Raw genomic sequence first — 22141 nt, 5'->3', positions numbered from 1 at the left:
AAAACCATGACCTTTTACGATCGCCTGAACGCGGAAACCGCCGCCGAACGCAACGCCTTCCTGCAGATCCCGCTGGTCTCCAGGGCAACGACGCAGGGCGCCGCCCGCGAAACCTATCTGGCCTTTCTCGAACAGGCCTATCACCATGTGAAGCACACATTCCCGCTTCTGGCGCTGGCCGCATCGCGGACCACCGACGAACGCTACCAGGACGCGCTGGTCGAATACATGGAAGAGGAGCGCGGTCACGAGAAGTGGATTCTCGACGATATCCGGTCACTCGGCGGCGATGCCGATGCCGTGGCAAAGGGGCAGCCGGGCCAGGCCTGCGCCATCATGGTCGGCTATACCTATTATGCCATCGAGCGCGTCAGCCCTTATGCCATGCTCGGCAGTTCGCATGTTCTCGAAGGATTGTCCGTCCTTCTCGCCGACAAGCTTGCCGATGTTCTCAAGACGCAGTTCTCGCTGAAGGACGACACCGGATTTTCCTATCTGCGGTCGCACGGGTCGCTCGACCAGGAGCATGTGGCCTTCTTCGCCAATACCGTGAACGCTCTCACGGAGCGGGCGACGCAGGATCTCATCATCGCCCAGTCGAAGATCTTCTACCGGCTTTACGGCGGCATTTTCCTCGATCTCGGAAATCGCCCGGAAGTTCGCCATGCAGCTTGAGGGGCGATCGATCCTGATCACCGGCGCCGGGTCCGGCATTGGGCGCGCGCTGGCGGTGGAAGCCGCCAGACGCGGGGCCAGTGTCTGCCTTGTCGGCCGGCGCGCGGACAAGCTCGAGGAGACGCTCCGCCTCCTCGATCGCCGCGGCACCCATCTGGTCGTTGCCGCCGATATCACCCGGGATGACGGGATCGAGCGGATACGGCAGACGGTCGCCTCCTCCTGGAAGAGGCTGGACATCCTGGTCAACAATGCCGGGCGCATCGATGCCGGCAGTCTGGAATCTGCGGCGGCGCAGGACATCGCCGACCTGTTCAGCACCAATATTGTCGGCCCCATGCTGCTGACGCAGCGGCTGCTGCCGCTGATCCGGCAGGGGCGTGAACCGCGGATCGTCAACATCGGCTCGATGTTCGGGGAAATTCCGTTCGCGCAGTTTGCCGCATACTCCGCCTCCAAGGCGGCGGTCAAAGGTTTCTCCGTCGCTCTGCGCCGCGAACTTCTCGACCAGGGCATTGCCGTCACCTATGTGGCGCCCCGCGCCACCGACACCGCCGGCGCCGCAGGCGTCGCCGATGCCATTGACGGCGCTGGCCTCGATGATCCCGCACGTGTGGCGGCAAAGGTCTGGAACGCAGTCCGCTTGCGCAAGGACCATGTCTATCCCTCGCCAAAGGAGCGGGTCTTCATGACCCTGCAGGCGATCGCGCCCCGCCTGGTCGATCGCGCGACGACACGCAAGCCGGCGAGTTCCGCTTTCAACACTCCCTCTCTCAAGGAAACAGCTCATGCAGAGAATTAAGATCCTGTTGGCCGCATTGCTGGTCTTCGCCTCCTTCGGGCTCGCCCCCGCCTTCGGCGATGACCAGTCGGCGATGATGACCGATGTCACGAAGGTTCGGAGCGAATGGGAACGGCTGAAGTTCACCATTCCTGAGGGCGCCAAGCTGACCGAGCTTATGGACCAGTTGGGCACGGTCGCCGACCAGCTGCCCCAGAAATATCCAAATAGTGCCGAAGCCTATATCTGGGACGGCATCATCACCAGCGAGCGCGCCTCCATGGCGAGCGCCTTCCATGCGCTTGGCCTTGCCAAGACAGCCCGCGACCTGTTGGAGAAGGCCTATGCGATGGATCCCAAGGCGCTGGATGCCGGCGCACCGACGAGCCTCGCGGTGCTCTATTATCGCGTGCCCGGCTTCCCCTTGGGCTTCGGCGACAAGAAGCGGGCGCGAGCCCTGTTCGAGGAAGCCATGCAATCGGCCCCGCAAAGCCTCGACACGCATTACTTCTACGGCGACTTTCTGGCCGGGGAGCACGAATACGCCCATGCCCGTCAGGTGTTGCAGGAGGCGCTGACATTGCCTCAGAATCCGGACCGGCCGCTCTGGGATCACAACCGTCGTCTCGTCATCCAGCGCCTGCTGGATACCATCCAGGCCAAGTCATGACCGCACAGCTCCCACTTCAGCGGCTGTGGTCAAAGACAGGCGAGCAACTGCGCCATCCGCAAGGCGCAGCCGGCCGTCTCATCGGACACCTCATGGCATCGATCAACTGGCGACCCTACCAGCTCGCCTTCGATGCCCTGGAGGTGCGGCCGACGGACCGCGTGCTCGAACTGGGTTGCGGTGGCGGACGAAGCCTGGGCCGACTGTGCGATCTGGCCAGCAGAGGCCAGGTCGACGCCGTCGATCACTCCAGGGCAATGATCGACATGGCCGCGCGGCGAAACGCGAACCGTGTCGCCGGAGGGCATCTCCGCCTCCACACTGGACCGTTTTCACCCCTGCCGTTCCAATCGAACACCTTCGACAGGCTCCTCGCGGTCAACGTCCTCTACTTTTTCGACAAGGAAGGACACGACATCGCCGAGTGTCACCGCATGCTCAAGCCGGGCGGCCGAATGGTGGTTTACGTCACCGACCGCTCGACGATGAGCACCTGGCCATTCTGCGAACAGCAGACGCATCGGACCTTCGACGAAGTCGATCTGCGTGCCCTTCTCGTCCAATCCGGGTTTCGCAATGATCGAATTCGCATCGAGCGGGCAAAGCTGCCGCTCAACATCAGCGGCCTTCTGGCCGTTGCCGTGAAGCAGGCGGAATAACAGCTTCCCGGGCATCCGAAGCTGGGCCCGGAAAGCTTGGCCTGTTAATGGTGATCGCGCCACCATTTGCGGCGGCGGTCGTCCCGATGTCTGCCGTCGTGGTGGCGTCGACCGTCGTGGTGACGCGGGTCCCAGTGATGGCGATTGTGATAGAAGGAACGGTCGCGATAATGACGGTTCCAGTAACTTCCGAACGAGAAGGTTATCCCGGGGATTCCGAGGGACCTGTAGGCCGGCGCCGCCAGCGGAATGCGGCGATTTCCATAATTGGCCTGAAGGTAGTTTTCGGACATCCAGCCGCGTGCGCCAGCAAACCCGACATCGCACCAGCTTCTGCCGCGAATGCAGCCGTAAATGGTGACGCGGGCGTTGTCCGGGATGACATCGATCACCGGGTAATTGGTTCCGGGTCCGCCGCGCAGATTCACATCCGCCGTCGCATAGCCGGTAGCGGCCTCAGCCACCGCCGGCGTCAGCAGGCCTGCACCGAGTGCCAGAGCCAAGAATTGCATTTTCATGACGGAACTCCCTTTTCCTGTCCTGTATTTTTTCAGTTGAAGCAACCTATCCTTCGTAACTCGGTTGACGCCGAGTTGTTCCGGCGATCTGAATGCCATCTCCAAAGAATGATGTGTCGGGCCACAAAATATACGGCGGGAACATTTACCGCTCATACTGGCCGCAGCGCAGAAAAGGAGGTCGAGTGACCATCGGCGCACGGGCGCGCTTCGCCGGAAACCGGTGACCGGGCCTCGCTGCCACGAGATGTGCTTCAAGCCTTGTTTCAAGACGTCCGGAAGATCTGATGCTACGACCATGATCTTTCGCAACCGGTCTTTCGCGCGATCAGGAGACCTCGTATCGCGCGGCTAGCGAGGCCGAAAGCTGCGCGGCAAAGCGTGCGGCGGCGACGGGAAGCGTTCGCCCCTTCAACTGCCCCATATAGAGGATCCCGGCCGGCACGTCGCGCCGATCGAGCGGCCGGGACACCATCTCGCCCGTCATTGCGCGGTCGCCAAGCCCGATCGGGATCTGAAACGTGATGATGTCTTCCGCCACCGCGTGGTTGCGAAGGAATTCGAAATTGTCAGACAGGATCACCGGCTCCAGTTTCAGCGAGGCCGACTGGACGGCGATGTCGAGAAGATGGCGGACGCCGTAGGATGCGGTCGGCAGCGAGATCGGATAGCTCAGGCAGTCGCTGAGCCGGATCGTTTCCTTCCTGGCCAGCGGATGGCCGACGGCCATCACCACGTGCACCGGCTGGTGGACCCGCATCAACGTCATGAAATCGGCAAGCCGCACCGGCTCGAAGACGATGGCGATGTCGGCCGTATGGTCGACCAGCGCCTGTTCGGCCGCTTGCCGGTCGCGCACCTGCACAGAGAAGGTCACGTTCGGGTGTCCCTTGCGGTAGAGCGCGATCTCGCTTGGCAGGAAATACGGCACCAGCGCTTGACTGCAGGCGATCGACACATGACCGCGCCGGACACCGGACAGGTCGGCGATCTGCGATCTGACCCGCTCCATATCGGACAGCTGGTTGCGGATGTGATGGATCAGGATCTCGCCGGCGGCCGACAACCTGACGCCATGCGGCAACCGCTCGAAGATCGGAACCCCCAGCTCCTCCTCGATCGACAGTATCCGGCGATTGAGCGCTGTCGAGGTGATGGCGAGCGATTCCGCCGCGCCGCGAATGGACCCCGCCTTCACAACGGCATCGATAAAACGGATCGAATTCAGGTAGCGCATCGACACTCCTAGGCTGATGCAAATTTTGCAGCGGGCTGGCCAAAACATAGCACAAGACAGAAGCACAAACATCTGGATTAGTGAGGTCCGGACTTCGGCGCGACGGGAACGAGAAAATCTGCCAGCCGCGCAATCAACAAGCATCGGTGATGAGCCCGAAGCCGGGCGACATCCTCAAAATGGGGAACTCTGACATGACGAAATTCCTTATGCCCAGCCGCCGGCAATTTCTGCAGACATCCGCCGGCCTTGCCGGACTGGCTGCCGCTTCCGGCTTTCTTCCCGCAGGCGCGGCCCGCGCCGCCGGTCTGACAGTCGGCTTCATCTACGTCGGCCCGAAGGACGATTACGGCTACAACCAGTCCCATGCAGAGGGTGCCGCCGCCGTCAAGGCGATCGAAGGCGTGACCGTCGTCGAGGAAGAGCAGGTGCCGGAAACGGTCGACGTGCAGAAGACCATGGAAAGCATGATCAACTTCGATGGCGCGACACTGCTCTTCCCAACGTCGTTCGGCTATTTCGATCCCCATATCCTGACCATGGCGCCGAAATATCCGGATGTGCGCTTCGAACATTGCGGCGGCCTCTGGAAGGAAGGCCTTCCGACCAATGTCGGCTCCTATTTCGGCTATATCGGCATGGGGCAATATCTCAACGGCATCGTCGCCGGCCACATGTCGAAGACGAAGAAGATCGGCTTCGTCGCTGCAAAGCCGATCCCGCAAGTGCTCCTGAACATCAACTCCTTCCTGATCGGCGCGCGAAGCGTCGACCCCACCATCTCCTGCCAGGTGATCTTCACCGGCGAATGGTCGCTGGCGGTCAAGGAAGCGGAAGCGACGAACGCGCTCGCCGACCAGGGCGTCGACGTCGTCACCTGCCACGTCGACAGCCCGAAGGTGGTCATGGAAACCGGTGCCGGCCGCGGCATGTATCTGTGTGGCTACCACGCCAACCAGAGCGCACTAGCGCCCGACAAATACCTGACCGGCGCCGAATGGAACTGGGGCAAGGTCTATACCGACTTCATCAACACTACGCTTTCCGGCGGCACGATCCCGAATTTCGTGCGCGGCGGGCTGGCAGAAGGCTTCATCAAGATGAGCCCGCTCGGCCCGGCGGTCACGCCGGAAGCGGCCAAGCAGTTCGAAGCCACGAAGGCGGAAATCCTCAAGGGCGGCTTCGCCGTCATCAAGGGGCCGATGAAGGACAACAAGGGCAATGTCATTGCGACGGCAGGCCAGGCCTTCGCCGAGACCGACGTTGCGCTTGAAAGCATGAATTATCTCGTGGAAGGGGTAATCGGCTCCACCTCCTGATCGAGCCAAACGAGGGGTGACCTGTCATGAGCGTGCAAGCTGAAATGGCGACGGTAATCGCCGATAAGTCCGGCTTTTTCACCGAAGCCATGGCTCGAAAGGTGCAAGCCATCCTGCTGCCGCTGGCGGCACTGGTTGCCGGGATGATCGCTTTCGCGGTCTTTCTCCTGCTGATCGGCAAGTCGCCCCTCGAATTCTACCAGCTCGTCTACAAGGCCGGCTTCGGCACGGCCTTCTCGTGGACCAACACCCTTGCGCGCGCCGCCCCGCTTCTGCTGGCGGCACTCTGCGTGGCGCTGCCCGCCAGGCTCGGTCTCGTCGTCATTGGCGGGGAAGGCGCGATCGTGCTTGGCGGCGTGGCGGCGGGAGCCGTCGGCATGCTCGTCCCGGGCCTGCCCGGTCCGCTCGGTATCCTCGCAATGGCAATCGCCGGCGGCCTGACGGGTGCGATCTGGATCGGCGGCATCGGCGCTCTCAGACATTACCGCGGGGTCAACGAGACGATCTCGAGCCTTCTGCTCGCCTATATCGCGATCGCCCTGATGAACCATCTGGTCGAGGGCCCGCTGCGCGATCCGGCGAGCCTCAACAAGCCGTCGACGGCACCGCTGCCGGACGCCTACCGGATCGGTGATATCCCGGGCGTCGGCGTGCATTGGGGGCTGACGGTCGGCATCGTTGCCTGCATCCTCGCCTGGGTCCTCATCGAAAAGACCACGTGGGGCTTTGCCGCCCGCATCGTCGGCGGCAACGTCAAGGCAGCCCAGGTGCAGGGCCTGCCCGCCGGCCTGCTGATGATCGGCTTTACCGCCCTTGGCGGCGTCTTTGCCGGGCTTGCCGGCATGTTCGAGGTCGCTGCCGTGCATGGGTCGGCCAACGCCTCGCTCGCTGCAGGCTACGGCTATACCGGCATCCTGATCGCCTTCCTCGCCCGCCATAACGGGCTCGCAATCATCCCGGCCGCCATCCTCTTCGCCGGCTTCGAGGCGTCGAGCGGTTTGATCCAGCGCCGCCTCGACCTGCCAGACGCGACCGTCCTGGTGCTGGAAGGCATGGTGTTCATCGCCATCCTGCTTTCCGACACGCTGCAGGACCGGTTCGATCTCTTCAGCTTCATCAAGGGGAAACGGACATGACCGCCGACATCGGGCTCTGGGGTGTTCCGCTCGCGATCCTTGGCGGCGCGATCCGCGTCTCCACACCCTTCATCTTCGTCAGCGTCGGCGAGTGCCTGACGGAACGTTCCGGTCGCATCAACCTCGGCCTCGAAGGGACCCTCGTCTTCGGCGCGATGAGCGGATATGCGATCGCTTATCATACGGACTCGGCATGGGCCGGCACTCTCGCCGCGGCCTTCTTCGGAACGCTCTTCGGCCTGCTGCACGGCTGGATCTGCAAGCTGCCGAAGGTCAACGACATCGCGATCGGCATTGCGCTGATGATCTTCGGAACGGGCCTCGCCTTCTTCTTCGGCAAGCCCTACGTGCAGCCGGTCGCGCCGGACCTGCCCGCAATTTCGCTCGGGTTCTGGTCCGACATTCCGCAGGTTCAGGCCGCCCTGCACGTCAACGTCCTCTTCCTTGCCGGCATCGCGCTGTCCTTTGCCGCCTCGTGGATGTTCAAGAATACCCGCATCGGACTGACTATCCGGGTCGCAGGCGACAGCGCCGATGCCGCCCGCGCGCTCGGCATCAACGTCAACCGGGTGCGCCTGTGGTCGACAGCCGCCGGCGGCGCGCTTGCCGGGATCGGCGGGGCCTACCTCTCCCTCTACTATCCCGGAAGCTGGAACGAGGGCATTTCGTCGGGCCAGGGCCTGATGGCTGTCGCACTCGTCATCTTCGCCCGCTGGAGCCCCATCAACTGCCTGTTCGCCTCGCTCCTCTTCGGCGGCGCGGGTGCGCTCGGCCCGGCGCTGCAATCGGTCGGGGTGACCGAAGGATACTACCTGTTCTACGCAGCTCCCTACGTGCTGACGCTCGGGCTGCTGATTGCAACCAGCTCAACGACCCGGGCCATGACGTCGGCACCGGGCGAGCTCAGCATCACCAAATGAGAGACGGGAGAACCGCCACATGCTCACCATGGAGAAGAAGCCGATGACGACCGTTCAGGCCGACCCGTATCTCTGGCCCTATAATGGCGACCTGAGGCCGGACAATACGGCGCTCATCATCATCGACATGCAGACGGATTTCTGCGGGGTCGGCGGCTATGTCGACAAAATGGGCTATGACCTGTCGCTCACCCGCGCGCCAATCGAACCGATCAGGAAGGTTCTGAGCGCCATGCGCGAGAAGGGCTACCACATCATTCACACCCGCGAAGGTCACCGGCCGGACCTCGCCGACCTGCCGGCCAACAAGCGCTGGCGTTCGCAACAGATCGGCGCGGGCATCGGTGATCTCGGCCCGTGCGGCCGCATTCTGGTGCGCGGCGAACCGGGCTGGGACATCATTCCCGACCTCTATCCGCTCGATGGCGAGCCGATCATCGACAAGCCCGGGAAAGGGTCCTTCTGCGCGACGGATCTCGAACTGATCCTGCGCACCCGCGGCATCGAGAACATCGTGCTGACCGGCATCACCACCGACGTCTGCGTCTCGACCACGATGCGCGAGGCGAACGACCGCGGCTTCGAATGCCTTCTCCTCGAAGACTGCTGCGGGGCGACCGATCCCGGCAACCATGCCGCCGCGATCAAGATGGTCAAGATGCAGGGCGGCGTGTTCGGATCGGTTTCCGACAGCGAGAAATTCGTGAGCGCCCTGCCATGAAGGTTCCGCCCCCGCACCCCGCACCGACGAAGGCAATCGCCGTCTCCACCCTTGGCATGACGATGCGCTTCGGCAATTTCACGGCATTGAAAGACGCCTCGATCACCGTTCGAGCCGGGTCGTTTCATGTCCTTCTCGGCGAAAACGGCGCCGGCAAGTCGACGCTCGTCAAATGCATGATGGGCTTTTACAAGCCGACCTCCGGTCAGATGACGGTCGACGGCCTCGAGGCCGACATACCCGATCCACGTGCCGCCCACGAGCTCGGGCTCGGCATGGTCTATCAGCATTTCACCCTGGTTCCATCGCTCACCGCCGCTGAAAATCTCGTCATCAGCCGCGCCGACGTACCGGCCCGGATCGACTGGAAGAAGGAGCGCGAGGGCCTTCAATCCTTCATGACCAGAATGCCGTTCCAGGTGCCTCTCGATGTACCGGTCGGGCGGCTTGCCGCCGGCGAGAAACAGAAGCTCGAGCTCCTGAAGCAGCTCTATCTCGGGCGCCGCTTCCTGATCCTCGACGAGCCGACCTCGGTCTTGACGCCGGCGGAGGCAGACGAGCTTCTCGGCATGGTGCGGGGCCTGACAACGTCCGGCGAACTGACCTGCCTGATGATCTCCCACAAGTTCCGCGAAGTGACCGCCTTTGCTGACGAGGTCTCCGTGCTGAGGCGCGGAGAGCATGTCGGCGGCGGCAAGATCTCCGACCTCTCGACCGCCGACATGGCCGCCATGATGATCGGCGAAAAGGAACTGGTACGTCCCGCCGCGCGCATTGCCATGAACGGCCAGACGATGCTTTCGGTCTCGGGGGCGAAGTCTTCCGATCGCTCGGGCCTCAAGGAAATCGACATTGACGATCTTCAGGTCAAGTCCGGCGAGATCGTCGGCATTGCCGGCGTTTCCGGCAATGGCCAGATGGAGCTGATGGAAATGCTGACCGGACAGCGACCGCTCCTGGCGGGAGAAATCCGGGTCAAGGACACACCATTCCATGCAAGCCGCACAGAGGCTCGCAGGTTCAACGTACGATACCTGCCGGAAGAACCGCTGAAGAATGCCTGCGCGCCGAAAATGACGGTCGCCGAAAACATCTTCTTCCGCGATTTCGACTTCAAGGCGGACAAGCCGCAGGTCTGGCTGGACGGCCGCCGGATGGCGAGCGAGACGGCGAAGCTCGTCGGCGAATACAAGGTCAAGACAGCCTCTCTGTCCTCGCCGATCGCCTCGCTTTCCGGCGGCAACGTGCAGCGGGCGGTGCTGGCGCGGGAACTGACCGGCAAGGTCGATCTGCTGATCATCACCAATCCATGCTTCGGGCTCGACTTCTCCGCCGTCGCGGAAATCCGCTCCCGCATCATGGCCGCGCGCAATGCCGGGACGGCGGTGCTTCTCATCAGCGAGGACCTCGACGAAATCCTCGAACTCTCCGACCGCATCCTGGTGATGTCGGAGGGGCACATCGCCTACGAGACGCCGGCGGCCGGTGCCGACATCGGCGAGATCGGGAAACACATGGCAGGACATCACTGATGGCGACAGTCAAGGCACGCCCCTTCAATTTCGAACTCGATCCGTCGCATGCGGCCCTGATCGTCATCGACATGCAACGCGATTTCATAGAGCCGGGGGGCTTTGGCGAGACGCTCGGCAACGACGTCGCTCTCCTGCAGTCAATCATTCCGACAACATCTGAGCTGATCGCCGGCTTCCGCAGGGCGGGCCTCACTGTCATCCATACGCGCGAGTGCCATAGACCGGATCTGTCCGACTGCCCGCCTGCCAAGCGCGAACGCGGCAATCCAAAGCTCAGGATCGGGGATCCGGGACCGATGGGCCGCATTCTGATCTCCGGCGAAGAAGGCGCGGATATCATCCCCGATCTCTATCCGATCGCAGGCGAAGTCGTCATCGACAAGCCCGGCAAGGGGGCATTCTACGCCACCGGGCTCGACGACGTGCTGAAGACCAGGGGCATTCGCCAGCTGGTCTTTGCCGGCGTGACCACCGAGGTTTGCGTCCAGACATCCATGCGCGAGGCCAATGATCGCGGTTATGAGTGCCTGCTCGCGACCGATGCGACCGAAAGCTACTTCCCGAGATTCAAGGCGGCCGCCATCGACATGATTACCGCACAGGGCGCCATCGTCGGCTGGGCCGCCCCCGTCGCTGCCATCCTGGAGGCCCTCTGATGACGGCCCCGGTAATCGACAACATCAACTGGGCGGATTTCCTCACGGGTGGATGGAAGCATCTCGATTTCGAATATTTTCGGGAGGGGGTGGAAATATGCCGCCTCATCGCCGGCGAACCCGAACTGGCGCTTCTGAAATACGCACCCGGCGCCGCCGTTCCCAAGCACCTGCATCAGGGGCTTGAAACGATCCTCGTGCTTGAAGGGTCGCAGAGCGATGAATTCGGCACCTATGGGGCCGGCTCTCTCGTTGCCAACCCGCAAGGCACCATCCATTCGGTCTCTTCCGAAGAAGGCTGCGTCGTCCTCATCCAGTGGACCCGCCCCGTCAAGATCCTCTGACATCCGGACGTGAAATGGCAACCATCAAAGACCTCCCCTTCACACTCCCCAGTCTGCGCGAAGCCTATGCCGGCGGCATGACGCCCGAAACGGTGATCGAGGAAGTGTACCGGCGCCTTGAGCTTGCCGGCGATCCCGGCATATTCATCCATCTGGAACCGATTGACGACGTGATCGCCGCCGCCAACGCGCTCGGCGATCATGATCCCGCAAAGCCGCTCTGGGGCATTCCCTTTGCGGTCAAGGACAATATCGACGTCACCGGCATGCCGACGACATGCGCCTGTCCCGATTTCGCCTACCAGCCCGAAGGGGACGCCTTCGTCGTTGCTAGGCTGAAGGCGGCAGGGGCGATCCCGATCGGCAAGACCAATCTCGACCAGTTCGCGACCGGCCTCGTCGGGATCAGGACACCCTATCCAGCCCCGAAAAATGCCATCGACCCCGAAATCGTGCCGGGTGGCTCCAGTGGCGGTTCGGGCGTGGTGGTCGCCCGCGGCATCGTTCCGTTCTCGCTCGGGACCGATACGGCCGGGTCCGGCCGTGTGCCGGCAGCGCTCAACAACATTGTCGGGCTGAAGCCGACGCTCGGCGCACTGTCGGCCGCGGGCCTGGTGCCCGCCTGCCGGACGCTCGACACGATCTCGATTTTCGCGTTGACCGTCGAAGACGCCTTCACGGCCTATCAGGTGGCCTTCGGATATGACGCGACCGATGCCTATTCCCGTCCGTTTCCCCCGCCGCAGCTGCAAGTGCCGGTACAGGGCCTGGCAATCGGCGTGCCTGACCTCCAGACGCGCGAATTCTTCGGCGACCAGGCGCAGGCGAATTCCTTCGAGGTCACCATCCGCACCCTCGAAGGCTTCGGCCATCGGATCGTTCCCACCGATTTCACACCGCTCTACCAGATCGCCAACATGCTGTATGAGGGCGCCTGGGTGGCCGAGCGTTATGCGGCAACCGAAAGGATGATGGTGGATCACGAAGAGGCGGTCCATCCGGTGACGCGCGCGATCATCCGCCAGGCCGAACGCCTTTCGGCCGCGGACGCCTTCAGGGGCTTCTACCGGCTGGCCGAGCTGAAACGGGCGGCCGAACCGCTTCTGAAGGATATCGACATGCTGTGCGTGCCGACCATCCCCCGGTTCTTCTCGGTCAAGGACCTGGAAGCCGATCCCGTCGGGCCGAATTCGAAGCTCGGCACCTATACCAACTTCGTCAACCTGATGGACATGTGCGGCATTGCCGTTCCCGTCCAGACGAGAGCCGATGGCCGTCCGGGAAGCGTCACGCTCCTTGCCCCGGCCGGCGCGGACGGCAAGATCGCCGGCGTCGCAGCCTCCCTTCAGGCCGACGCGGCGGTGCCGCTCGGTGCAACGGCGTGGAAACACGAACCCGGCCCCGCCCCTCTGCCTTCCGCTGGCAGCGACGAGATCGCGGTTGCCCTGGTCGGGGCCCATATGCGCGGCCTGCCTCTCAACCATGAAGTCACCCGTCTTGGCGGTCGTTTCCTGTTTGAGGGAGAGACGGCGCCCGAGTACCGACTTTACAGGCTTGCCGGCGGACCACCGGTGCGACCCGGCCTTGTGCGCATGGAAGACGGAACGGCGATCGCACTGGAGGTCTGGGCGATCCCGCTTGCGCGCTTCGGCGAATTCATGGCCGACATCCCCTCGCCGCTCGGCATCGGAAGCCTCAAGCTTGGCGATGGCAGCCTGGTCAAGGGCTTCATATGCGAAAGCGCGGGTCTGAAGGATGCCGAGGACATCAGCACATTCGGCGGTTGGAGACGTTTCCTGGCCGCCGCAGCGAGCGCTTCGACCTGAAAAACTGATCGCCTGATGTCGCGGCTGGGGAGTTGCCGCACAAAGCTACTCGCACCTGACAACAATCGGCCTTGCTATCAATGGCAGCCATCCGGACGGACCGCTCCCATCGGGAGCCCGCGATCATCCGGCAACCGACATCCGGACAGAATTTCCCCTTCCGCCGACGTGCGGCGAGCTTCGCCATGTGACAGTCACCGCAGCAGAAATGGCCGACCCGAAGATTGCGGATTGTTAATTTGCCATGGTTCCGCAGCGCCCTAAGTTCAATCCATGATTTGATCCCGCCTCCCCAGGCTGTTCGCCGCAAAAGGCGAGCCGACTGCCATGACGATTCCGTATGTCCCGCCGAAACCCCTTTCCCGGACATGACCATGTTGCGAGGATATTGAAATGAGCCGTATGTTGGACTGCGCGCCGGGTGCGCCGGGCATTGACGGTCGATGGACCTCCAGCGCCAAGAACGGCGTCGGCACCGCACTTTCACAGGCGTCGCCGGTCTGGTTCACGCTCAGCCACGGCATCTTGAACGAGATCTATTATCCCCGCGTCGACAGCGCCTGCACGCGGGATTTCGGCTTCATCGTCACCGGCCCGGATGGATACTTCTCCGAGGAGAAGCGTGACTGCGTCTCCACCACGACGCCCTTCGATGGCGGCATTCCCGCATTCACGATTGTCAACGCCGCCAGGGACGAAACGTATCGGATCGAAAAAAAGGTTGTCACGGACCCGGCCCGCGCCAGCGTCCTTCAGCAGGTGACCTTCATCCCCCTCAAGGGCGCCGTGAGTGACTATCGGGTGACGGCGCTGCTGGCGCCGCACCTCGTCAATGCCGGCAAGCTCAATTCCGCCTGGATTGGCGAGTTCGAAGGGCGGCAGGTGCTGTTTGCCAGTGGCCGTTCGCATTACCTTGCGCTTGTCAGTGACACTCCCTGGCAGGCGGTGAGTGCCGGTTACGTCGGGTTTTCCGATGGCTGGCAGCAATTGCAGAAAGGCGGCCGTCTCAGCGAACAATATTCCCGCGCCGACGATGGCAATGTGGCGCTTGCCGGCGAGATCGGTTTTACCGCGGCGCATCGCACGGCAACTCTGGCGCTCGGATTCGGCCAGACGGAACATGAAGCGGCAGCCTCCGCCACCCGCAGCCTGAAGGACGGCTTTGCCCGGGCGCATGATCATTACATTTCCAACTGGCGCGGCTGGCAGGACAGTCTCCGGCCGCTCGACCGCGACACCCATGACGGCATCAATGCCTATCGCGTGTCGACGACGGTGCTTGCCTCGCACCGTGCCGCCGATCGCCATGGCGCGGTCGTCGCCAGCCTCTCCATCCCCTGGGGCTTTTCCAAGGGCGATGACGATCTCGGTGGTTACCATCTGGTCTGGCCGCGCGATCTGGTCGAGACGGCGGGCGGGTTTCTAGCGGCCGGCGACGCCGACGAGGCGCTGGCGATCCTGACCTATCTGCGCGACGTGCAGGAACCGTCCGGCCGCTGGCCGCAAAATCTCTGGCTCGATGGCAAGCCCTACTGGCCCGGCGTGCAGATGGATGAATGCGCCTTCCCGATCCTTCTCGCCGACATGCTCCACAGGAACGGACATCTCGACCTGCATGCGCTGAAGAGGTTCATGCCGATGATCCGCAACGCCGCCGGCTATATTCTGGCGAACGGCCCGGCCACCGGCGAGGATCGCTGGGAGGAGGACCCAGGCTACAGTCCTTTCACGCTGGCTGTCGAGATCGCCGCCCTGCTCGCCGCCGCGGATCTCCTGGATCTCGCCGGCGACGCCAAGGCCGGCCGCCATCTGCGCGAAACGGCGGATTGCTGGAACGAGCAGATCGAGAAATGGACCTTTTCCGGTGACACGGATCTCTGCTCCTCGCTTGGCATTTCGGGCTATTACGTGCGCATCGCCTCGCCAGGCGCAACGGATACGGCAATGCCGACCGGCAACACGACGATCCGCAACCAGCCTCTCGACCGCGCCACGCTGCCGGCAAACACCGTCATCAGCCCTGACGCGCTGGCGCTGGTGCGCTTCGGCCTCCGGGCCCCGGACGATCCGCATATTCTCGACACGATCAAGGCCATCGACCATTCGCTGCGGGTGGAACTGCCGCAGGGCCCGCTCTGGTATCGCTACAATGACGACGGTTACGGCGAACATGAAGACGGTTCGCCATTCGACGGCGTCGGCATCGGCAGGCCATGGCCGCTTCTGGCCGGCGAGCGCGCGCACTACGAACTGGCGGCCGGGCACCGCGCAGTTGCGGAAAGCCTGCTGACGACGCTGGAGCGCTCCGCCGGCACCGGCGGGCTGATCCCGGAGCAGAGCTGGGACGGGCCTGATCTTCCCGAACACGAGCTGTTCCATGGACGTCCCTCCGGCAGCGCCATGCCGCTCGTCTGGGCACATTCCGAGCATATCAAGCTCCTGCGCTCGCTTGCCGATGGCGCGGTCTTCGACATGCCACCGCAGGGCGTCGAACGCTATATCAAGGGCAAGACGACCTCGAACATCCGCATCTGGCGCTTCAACAACCGCCTGTCGGTCATCCCCAGAGGCAAGACGCTGCGGCTCGAATTGCCGGCCGGCGCGACCGTGCGCTGGACCCTCGACGACTGGACGACGGTCAACGATACTCAAACCGTCGAAACGGGTTTCGACGGTCAATTAGCGGATCTGCCATCGCAGGATGCCGCAGGCGGCAGCACGGTCGTCTTCACCTTCCTCTGGCGCGACACGGGACAGTGGGAAAATCAGAATTTTACCGTTCGCATCAACGAATGAAGCAATCGGCTTCGACGCTTTTGAACTGGAGTATGGAACATGCAGATTGGAATGGTCGGGCTTGGCCGCATGGGCGCAAACATGGTGCGGCGTCTTTTGAAGGACGGCCATGACTGCGTCGTCTTCGACGTCAATCAGGAGAATGTTGCGGCTCTGGTGAAGGAAGGCGCGACGGGCGCCAGTTCGCCGGACGACCTTGTCGCCAAACTCGCCAAGCCGCGCGCCGTCTGGCTGATGCTGCCGGCGGCCATCACGCCCAGGATCGCGCGCGATTTTGCCGCAAGGCTCGAAAAGGGCGACGCCATCATCGACGGCGGCAATTCCTATTATCGCGACGCCATCGATCTTGCTGCCGAATTCGCGTCGAAGGGTATCGACTACATCGATACCGGAACCTCCGGCGGCGTCTGGGGGCTGGAACGCGGCTATTCGCTGATGATCGGCGGTGCCGCGGCCGCGGTGAAGCGGCTCGACCCGATCTTTGCCTCGCTGGCACCCGGCGCAGGCCAGAACATTGCCGATGATCCGAAGACCGGCACGGCGCCGAAGGGCTATCTCCATTGCGGACCGGCCGGCGCCGGCCATTTTGTCAAGATGGTGCATAACGGCATCGAATATGGCGTGATGGCTGCCTATGCCGAAGGGCTCAACATCCTCAAGTCCGCCGATGCCGGCAAGCGCGAGCGTGAGGCCGATGCCGAAACCGCGCCGCTGGCCAATCCGGAATATTATCGCTTCGATATCGATCTCGCAGCCGTGGCTGAGGTTTGGCGGCACGGCTCCGTGATCGGTTCCTGGCTCCTCGACCTGACGGCGGAGGCGCTGAAGGACGATCCGCATCTGGACGGCTATAATGGCCGGGTCTCGGATTCCGGCGAAGGACGCTGGACCCTGCAGGCAGCCGTGGAGACGGGCGTTCCCGCCCCTGTTCTCTCATCGGCGTTGTTCGAACGCTTCTCTTCGCGCGGCGAAGCGGAGTTTTCCGGCAAGGTGCTGTCTGCCATGCGCCACGCCTTCGGCGGCCATCAGGAAAAGACGAAGTAGGGTGGGAGGGATAACATCATGGCTCAACAGAAATCCGACGTGCTGGTGGTGTTCGGTGCCACCGGCGACCTTGCCTACAAGATGATCTTTCCCTCGCTCTACGCGATGGTGGAACGCGGCAGGCTGACCACGCCGATCATCGGCGTCGCCTTCGACGACTGGTCGCGCGATCAGCTGATCGATCGGGCGCGCGACGCGGTCAAGAGCCATGTCGACAAGATGGACGAAGCCGTGTTCGCGAAACTGGCTGCCCAGCTTTTCTACGTCTCCGGCGACTATCGCAACGCCGCCACCTTCGAAAAGCTCCGCGAGGCATTGGGCAAGCACAAGCACCCGCTCTACTACCTGGCAATCCCGCCCTCGCTGTTCGAAACGGTCGCCGGCGGCCTGGACAAGGCCGGGATCGCGAAGGGCGCGCGCCTGATGGTGGAGAAGCCGTTCGGCCGCGACCTGAAATCCGCGAAGACGCTCAACAAGGTGCTGCATGCGGTGTTCGAGGAGGACGCCATTTTCCGCATCGACCACTTCCTCGGCAAGGAGGCGATCCAGAACCTCCTCTATTTCCGCTTCGCCAACAGCTTCCTCGAGCCGATCTGGAACCGCAACCACGTCGAAAGCGTCCAGATCACCATGGCCGAGGACTTCGGCATCAAGGGGCGCGGCAAGTTCTATGACGAAGTCGGCTGCATTCGCGACGTGATCCAGAACCATCTCGTCAACGTCCTTTTGCTGCTGGCCATGGAGCCGCCGGCCACCGGCGCATCCGATGATCTCGTCGACGAGAAGGTGCAGGTCCTCAAGGCGATGCCGCCGCTCGGCAAGGGCGATGTGATCCGCGGCCAGTTCGACGGCTATCTGAAAGAGCCGGGCGTTGCCGCCAAGTCGCCGACGGAAACCTTCGCGGCCGTGCGCTTCGAGATCAGGACATGGCGCTGGAACGGCGTGCCCTTCTACATTCGCGCCGGCAAGAACCTGCCCGCCCATGCCACCGAAGTCGTGGTACGCTTCAAGCAGCCACCGGTCGCGCTCTTCGACGATGGCAGGAATGCAGCCAGCAACTATGTCCGCTTCCGCCTGGGCCCGGACATCTCGATCGGCATCGGTGCGCGCCGCAAGGCGCCCGGCAGCGCCATGCGCGGCGAAGCGGTGGAACTGGACGCCGTCGACGACGGCCATGGCGACATGGCGCCCTACGAGCGGCTGATCGGCGACGCCATGGCCGGCGACCGCCAGCTCTTCACCCGTGAGGACGCGGCCGAGCTCGCATGGAAGATCGTCGAACCGATCCTCGACGACACGTCCATGCCGCCGCACTACAAGCCCGGCACCTGGGGACCGGCCGAAATGAAGAAATTCGCGCCGCCCGGTGGCTGGGTCGATCCCGCCTGAAGCCGGGTTCGCAGTCGAGGAGACGATGATGAGCGAACACATGTCGAAGGGCGCAGACCGCGTGGTGCTTGCGATCGATATCGGCGGCAGCCATGTGAAGATCCTCTCCAGCGCCGGCGGCGAGGAGAAGAAGGCCGACAGCGGCAAGGCGATGAGCGGCGCCGATATGGTTGCCGCCGTCAAGACCATGGCCAAGGGCATGACCTACGATGTGATTGCGATGGGGTATCCGGGCCCGGTCGTGCATGATCGGCCGCTCCATGATCCCGCCAATCTCGGCGAAGGCTGGGTCGGTGTTGATTACGCATCCGCCTTCGGCTGCCCGGTGCGGATCGTCAACGATGCGCTGATGCAGGCAATCGGTTCCTATCAGGGCGGCCGGATGCTGTTTCTCGGCCTCGGCACCGGGCTTGGCGCCGCCATGATCGTCGAAAACGTCGCCCAGCCCATGGAAATCGCCCACCTGCCCTATCGCAAGGGCAAGAGCTATGAGCACTATGTCGCCGAGGCCTATCGCAAAAGTAAGGGCAACAAGAAGTGGCGCAAGCGCGTGTTCGAAATCGTTGAACGCCTGACCGCAGCACTGGAGCCTGACTACGTCGTTATCGGTGGCGGCAACGTCGAGCAGCTGGACGAGCTTCCGCCGAAATGCCGGCGCGGTGACAATACCCGCGCCTTCGATGGCGGGTTCCGCCTCTGGAAGGACGAAAACCTGATCGTGTAAATTCGGGAACGCATGGCGGAAGAAGAGAACGTCAAAGGCAATCGCCATCTGATCAAAAGGTCGGACAATTTCCGGCCACACCCCGGTATGCGACCTCGCTCGAGGCTTTCATGACGCGCCTCTTTCTGGCCGGTGGCGGCCATGCCCATCTGATTGTCCTGGAATACCTTGCCAGGCATCCACAGAAGGGGCTCGACATCATCATCGCTACACCTTCGCCCTGGCAGTATTATTCGGGGATGTTACCGGGCCTGATTGCGGGGCGCTACCGGGAGGAAGATTGCAGGATCGACATCGGAAAGCTCGCCGCAAAGGCGGGCGTGCGTTTGATCCTGGAACCCCTCGTCGCCATCAATGCCGATCGCAATAACGTATTCCTTTCAGGCGGGAAAGAGGTGGCTTATGACCTGCTTTCGCTCGATATTGGGAGCGAAACCGATGTCGGATGGTTTGCGGACCGCTCCGTCAAGCTTCTGCCTGCCAAACCGCTTGATGCTTTCATCGCGCGCTGGCGGGATCTGGTGGCCTCGGCCCAAGCGCAACGAACCGTGCAACTGACCATCGTCGGCGGTGGCACCGCCGGCGTCGAACTGGCGCTTGCAACAAAGACAGCCCTCGACAGCACCTCCGTCAAGTCGGCCGTTTCTCTGGTCGTCGGCCCTTCCGGCGTTCTGGCAGCCCATGGCGACAGGGCGCGCAGGCTTGCCAGAGGCGCACTTGCCCGAAGCGGGATTTCCGTTCACGAGAGCCGGGCGACCGGCCACCCGGACGGCGTCTCTCTGTCCGACGGAAGCATGTTGAACGCTGACTTTGTGATTGCCGCGACCGGAGCCCGGCCGGCGTCGTGGCTTTCGCATTCAAAGCTGGCGCTCGACCGGCAGGGTTTTGTTCTGGTCGATGACACCCACAGAAGCGTCAGCCACCCCAACGTCTTCGCCGTCGGCGATGTCGCGTCGAGGAGCGACGTGACGCTGGAGCGCTCTGGCGTCCACGCCGTTCGCGCCGCTCCGATCCTGGCGCAAAACCTGATTGCCGCCTTGAGGGGTGAAGCGCTGAAGCCTTACAATCTCAGAAAAAGATCGCTCTACATTCTGGCGACGGGTCGCGACAGCGCCATCGCTTCCTGGGGCAAATTGAGCGTCGAGGGCCGATGGGTATGGCGCTGGAAAGACCACATCGACCGCAGCTTCATCGACCGTTTCAAGGTCTGATCGCATGAGGGATACGGCCTTGATCAGGCGAACCCGGCAGTGCCGCGAGCCTGGTTCCGCCCGCAGCCCCGATTGCCCGCCCAATTCTAGAGGTCGAGCTCCCGCCGCAACGTCTCCAGACGCTCCATTGCGATGACGCCGTCGGCGATGGTGGGAGCCGGCGTTTGCTTGCCCTGAAGCGCCGGAATGACGTCCGCAAGCAGAGAATGATAGCCCTTGGGATCCTCGTTTGCCGCCGCCGTGAAGTTCGGCTTCCATGTCAGGCTGTCGACGCCGTCGACGAGGCTCGCCTGGGGATCATCCACCTTGAAGGGCGGGTTCCGGTTCCAGCGGACTTCGATGACGTTGTCCACCTCGATGCGCTGGTGATCGCCCATCAGCTCGAGCCGTTCGACGGGAGCACCGCGCGACTGGATCGTGCCCATGGCGACCGTTCCGATCGCCCCGCATTCGAAATCGAAATTGATGTGGAAGAGCACCTTGCCGGGCTCCTTTTCCACCTTGCGCGCCGTCAGCTTGCTGACCGGCGAAACGAGGAACGAGACCAGGTCCATGTAGTGCACGCAGTGGTGCAGGAAGAAGCCGGTATAGTCGACATTGCCGACGAAATAGCCGGGCGCCGTCATGTAGTAACCGGTCAGGCCCAGCACGGAACCGAACTGCCCCGAGCGAACGATGTTTGCCGCAATCTTGTTGCCCGCCGAATAGCGCTTCATGAAACCGACGAGAAGCGGCTTGCCGGATTTTTCCGAGGCCGCGAGCAGCTCTCTTGCTCCGGCCGCACTGCCCGACGGCGGCTTTTCCATGAACACTGGCAGACCTCTTTCGAGCGCCATCTTGCCGAAGGCCAGATGCTGGTCCGGCCCGACAGCCATGCCGACGGCATCGATGCCGGGCGTGTTGATCAGGTCTTCCGCCTTGTTCGTCAGTGTCTGGACGCCGAATTGGCGGCCCGCCGACTGCAGCCGGTTACCGTCAATATCGCAGAGTGCGACGATCTCGACGTCATGGCGCACCAGTTGAGGAAGAAGCATCTGGGTTGCATGCACGCCGCAACCGATCCAGCCGATTTTCAATGTCATCTGCGAAATTCCGTAAGAGCGATGTGGGACTTGATAAAGGAGGCGCTTTCCCGAAGCCGGGCGCTCTCGTCCTCGTGCGGCGGCCGCCATTGCGCGAACGGCACGCCGAAGCGATCGTCATTGCGACGGAAAGGTTCCAGCGAGACGGGTCCGCGATAGCCGATCTCGTTCAGCGCACGGAAGACCTCGACCCAGTCGGTCGACCCGGTTCCCGGAAAGCCGCGATGGTTTTCATTGGCCTGGAAATGCACGAGGCGCGCGCCACCGAGCCGGATCGCTTCGGCAAGATTGGCCTCCTCCATTTGCATGTGGAAGGTGTCGAGCATCAATTGGACGGCTGGATGGTCGACCACGTCCAGAAGCTCGATAGCCTGCTGCGTCGTGCACAGCACATCGCTTTCGAAGCGGTTGAGCGGCTCGACGGCGAGTGTCACGCCACGTTCAGCCGCATAGTCTCCGGCCTCCTTCAGTCCAGCGACGCACCGTGCCTTGCGCGCCAGCCTTTCGTCCTCGTCGACCGGCTTGGGAGCACGTCCCGCAAAGACGAGCGGGTTCCCGGTCAACGGGCCGCCGACGATCGTCGCTCCGAGCGCCTTGGCGCTGTCGGCGGCATATTTGAGATACTCGATCCCGTTGCGATGCGCCTTCGGATCATCAGAGGAAAGGTTGCGTTCAAGGTTGACGCGAGCGGCCAGCACGACGCCCAAGCCCGCATCGTCAAGCGCGCGCCTGGCCTCGGCAGCATCGATCTCGCCGGGTTCGGGGACCAGCAGTTCGACGAAATCGTAGCCGAGCGCCTTCATGGTCCCGAACAGATGGAAGTGCTCGGCCGTGAACGGCCTGGCATACTGCATCGATATTAACCCAACGGGGTTCATTTCAGTCCTCTTTCTTCTCG

The 22141-nt window shown here is 63.0% G+C and carries 21 protein-coding genes; 17 read left to right on the top strand and 4 right to left on the bottom strand.

What is annotated here, in order from left to right:
* The first annotated feature begins 6 nt into the window (after positions 1–6).
* The 4 genes from NN662_RS01455 to NN662_RS01440 are packed head-to-tail and all read left to right on the top strand — an operon-like array spanning position 7 to position 2785.
* The gene (locus tag NN662_RS01455; RefSeq protein ID WP_261928541.1) at positions 7–675 is read left to right on the top strand and encodes a TenA family transcriptional regulator; all 669 of its coding nucleotides are present in this window, start codon (positions 7–9) and stop codon (positions 673–675) included.
* Positions 665–1477 carry an SDR family NAD(P)-dependent oxidoreductase gene (locus NN662_RS01450; protein WP_261928540.1) on the top strand — a complete coding sequence of 271 codons (813 nt, stop codon included), beginning with the start codon at positions 665–667 and terminating at the stop codon, positions 1475–1477. The genes NN662_RS01455 and NN662_RS01450 overlap by 11 nt, the downstream gene beginning before the upstream one ends.
* The gene (locus NN662_RS01445) at positions 1464–2126 is read left to right on the top strand and encodes a tetratricopeptide repeat protein (protein ID WP_261928539.1); all 663 of its coding nucleotides are present in this window, start codon (positions 1464–1466) and stop codon (positions 2124–2126) included. The genes NN662_RS01450 and NN662_RS01445 overlap by 14 nt, the downstream gene beginning before the upstream one ends.
* Positions 2123–2785 carry a class I SAM-dependent methyltransferase gene (locus NN662_RS01440; RefSeq protein WP_261928538.1) on the top strand — a complete coding sequence of 221 codons (663 nt, stop codon included), beginning with the start codon at positions 2123–2125 and terminating at the stop codon, positions 2783–2785. The genes NN662_RS01445 and NN662_RS01440 overlap by 4 nt, the downstream gene beginning before the upstream one ends.
* A 44-nt stretch (positions 2786–2829) precedes the next feature.
* Here the strand turns inward: NN662_RS01440 and NN662_RS01435 are convergent, their stop codons facing one another.
* A complete protein-coding gene (locus NN662_RS01435; protein WP_261928537.1) occupies positions 2830–3303 on the bottom strand; it encodes an SH3 domain-containing protein in 474 nt (157 codons plus the stop codon).
* A 328-nt stretch (positions 3304–3631) separates the two neighbouring features.
* Positions 3632–4540: a LysR family transcriptional regulator gene (locus NN662_RS01430; protein WP_261928536.1), complete on the bottom strand. Its 909-nt coding sequence runs from the start codon at positions 4538–4540 to the stop codon at positions 3632–3634.
* 194 nt (positions 4541–4734) lie between these two features.
* Between NN662_RS01430 and NN662_RS01425 the strand changes: the two genes are divergently transcribed.
* The 13 genes from NN662_RS01425 to NN662_RS01365 all read left to right on the top strand — a co-directional run bounded on the left by NN662_RS01425 (position 4735) and on the right by NN662_RS01365 (position 20161).
* The gene (locus NN662_RS01425; protein WP_261928535.1) at positions 4735–5859 is read left to right on the top strand and encodes a BMP family ABC transporter substrate-binding protein; all 1125 of its coding nucleotides are present in this window, start codon (positions 4735–4737) and stop codon (positions 5857–5859) included.
* 26 nt (positions 5860–5885) lie between these two features.
* Positions 5886–6995 (top strand): ABC transporter permease, encoded by a 1110-nt coding sequence (locus NN662_RS01420; RefSeq protein ID WP_261928534.1) that lies wholly within the window; start codon positions 5886–5888, stop codon positions 6993–6995.
* The gene (locus tag NN662_RS01415; RefSeq protein WP_261928533.1) at positions 6992–7915 is read left to right on the top strand and encodes an ABC transporter permease; all 924 of its coding nucleotides are present in this window, start codon (positions 6992–6994) and stop codon (positions 7913–7915) included. The genes NN662_RS01420 and NN662_RS01415 overlap by 4 nt, the downstream gene beginning before the upstream one ends.
* A 19-nt stretch (positions 7916–7934) precedes the next feature.
* Positions 7935–8636 carry a cysteine hydrolase family protein gene (locus NN662_RS01410; RefSeq protein WP_261928532.1) on the top strand — a complete coding sequence of 234 codons (702 nt, stop codon included), beginning with the start codon at positions 7935–7937 and terminating at the stop codon, positions 8634–8636.
* Positions 8633–10168 carry an ABC transporter ATP-binding protein gene (locus NN662_RS01405; RefSeq protein WP_261928531.1) on the top strand — a complete coding sequence of 512 codons (1536 nt, stop codon included), beginning with the start codon at positions 8633–8635 and terminating at the stop codon, positions 10166–10168. The genes NN662_RS01410 and NN662_RS01405 overlap by 4 nt, the downstream gene beginning before the upstream one ends.
* Positions 10168–10827, top strand: coding sequence for a cysteine hydrolase family protein (locus tag NN662_RS01400; protein ID WP_261928530.1), 660 nt, complete (start codon positions 10168–10170; stop codon positions 10825–10827). Before NN662_RS01405 ends, NN662_RS01400 begins: the two co-directional genes overlap by 1 nt.
* Positions 10827–11171 (top strand): cupin domain-containing protein, encoded by a 345-nt coding sequence (locus NN662_RS01395; protein ID WP_261928529.1) that lies wholly within the window; start codon positions 10827–10829, stop codon positions 11169–11171. Before NN662_RS01400 ends, NN662_RS01395 begins: the two co-directional genes overlap by 1 nt.
* A 14-nt stretch (positions 11172–11185) precedes the next feature.
* Positions 11186–12997, top strand: coding sequence for an allophanate hydrolase (gene atzF / locus NN662_RS01390; RefSeq protein WP_261928528.1), 1812 nt, complete (start codon positions 11186–11188; stop codon positions 12995–12997).
* A 393-nt stretch (positions 12998–13390) separates the two neighbouring features.
* The gene (locus tag NN662_RS01385) at positions 13391–15793 is read left to right on the top strand and encodes a glucan 1,4-alpha-glucosidase (protein WP_261928527.1); all 2403 of its coding nucleotides are present in this window, start codon (positions 13391–13393) and stop codon (positions 15791–15793) included.
* Positions 15794–15832: 39 nt separating this feature from the next.
* Positions 15833–16837, top strand: a complete 1005-nt coding sequence (gene gnd, locus NN662_RS01380; RefSeq protein WP_261928526.1) for a phosphogluconate dehydrogenase (NAD(+)-dependent, decarboxylating) — start codon at positions 15833–15835, stop codon at positions 16835–16837.
* 18 nt (positions 16838–16855) lie between these two features.
* Positions 16856–18226: a glucose-6-phosphate dehydrogenase gene (gene zwf, locus NN662_RS01375; protein WP_261928525.1), complete on the top strand. Its 1371-nt coding sequence runs from the start codon at positions 16856–16858 to the stop codon at positions 18224–18226.
* A gap of 28 nt (positions 18227–18254) precedes the next feature.
* A complete protein-coding gene (locus tag NN662_RS01370) occupies positions 18255–18950 on the top strand; it encodes an ROK family protein (protein WP_261928524.1) in 696 nt (231 codons plus the stop codon).
* Between the two features lie 110 nt (positions 18951–19060).
* A complete protein-coding gene (locus NN662_RS01365) occupies positions 19061–20161 on the top strand; it encodes an FAD-dependent oxidoreductase (protein ID WP_261928523.1) in 1101 nt (366 codons plus the stop codon).
* 86 nt (positions 20162–20247) lie between these two features.
* Here NN662_RS01365 and NN662_RS01360 read toward each other — a convergent pair whose 3' ends face one another.
* Positions 20248–21243, bottom strand: coding sequence for a Gfo/Idh/MocA family protein (locus NN662_RS01360; protein WP_261928522.1), 996 nt, complete (start codon positions 21241–21243; stop codon positions 20248–20250).
* Complete coding sequence (locus NN662_RS01355; RefSeq protein WP_315972574.1) at positions 21240–22121, bottom strand: sugar phosphate isomerase/epimerase family protein; 882 nt, start codon at positions 22119–22121, stop codon at positions 21240–21242. Before NN662_RS01355 ends, NN662_RS01360 begins: the two co-directional genes overlap by 4 nt.
* Positions 22122–22141: the final 20 nt, after the last annotated feature.

The organism is Rhizobium sp. NRK18 (genome assembly GCF_024385575.1).
GTDB lineage: Bacteria > Pseudomonadota > Alphaproteobacteria > Rhizobiales > Rhizobiaceae > JANFMV01.
The sequence above is the reverse complement of the archived record's forward strand: the minus strand, read 5'-3'. Positions and strand labels throughout refer to the sequence as shown.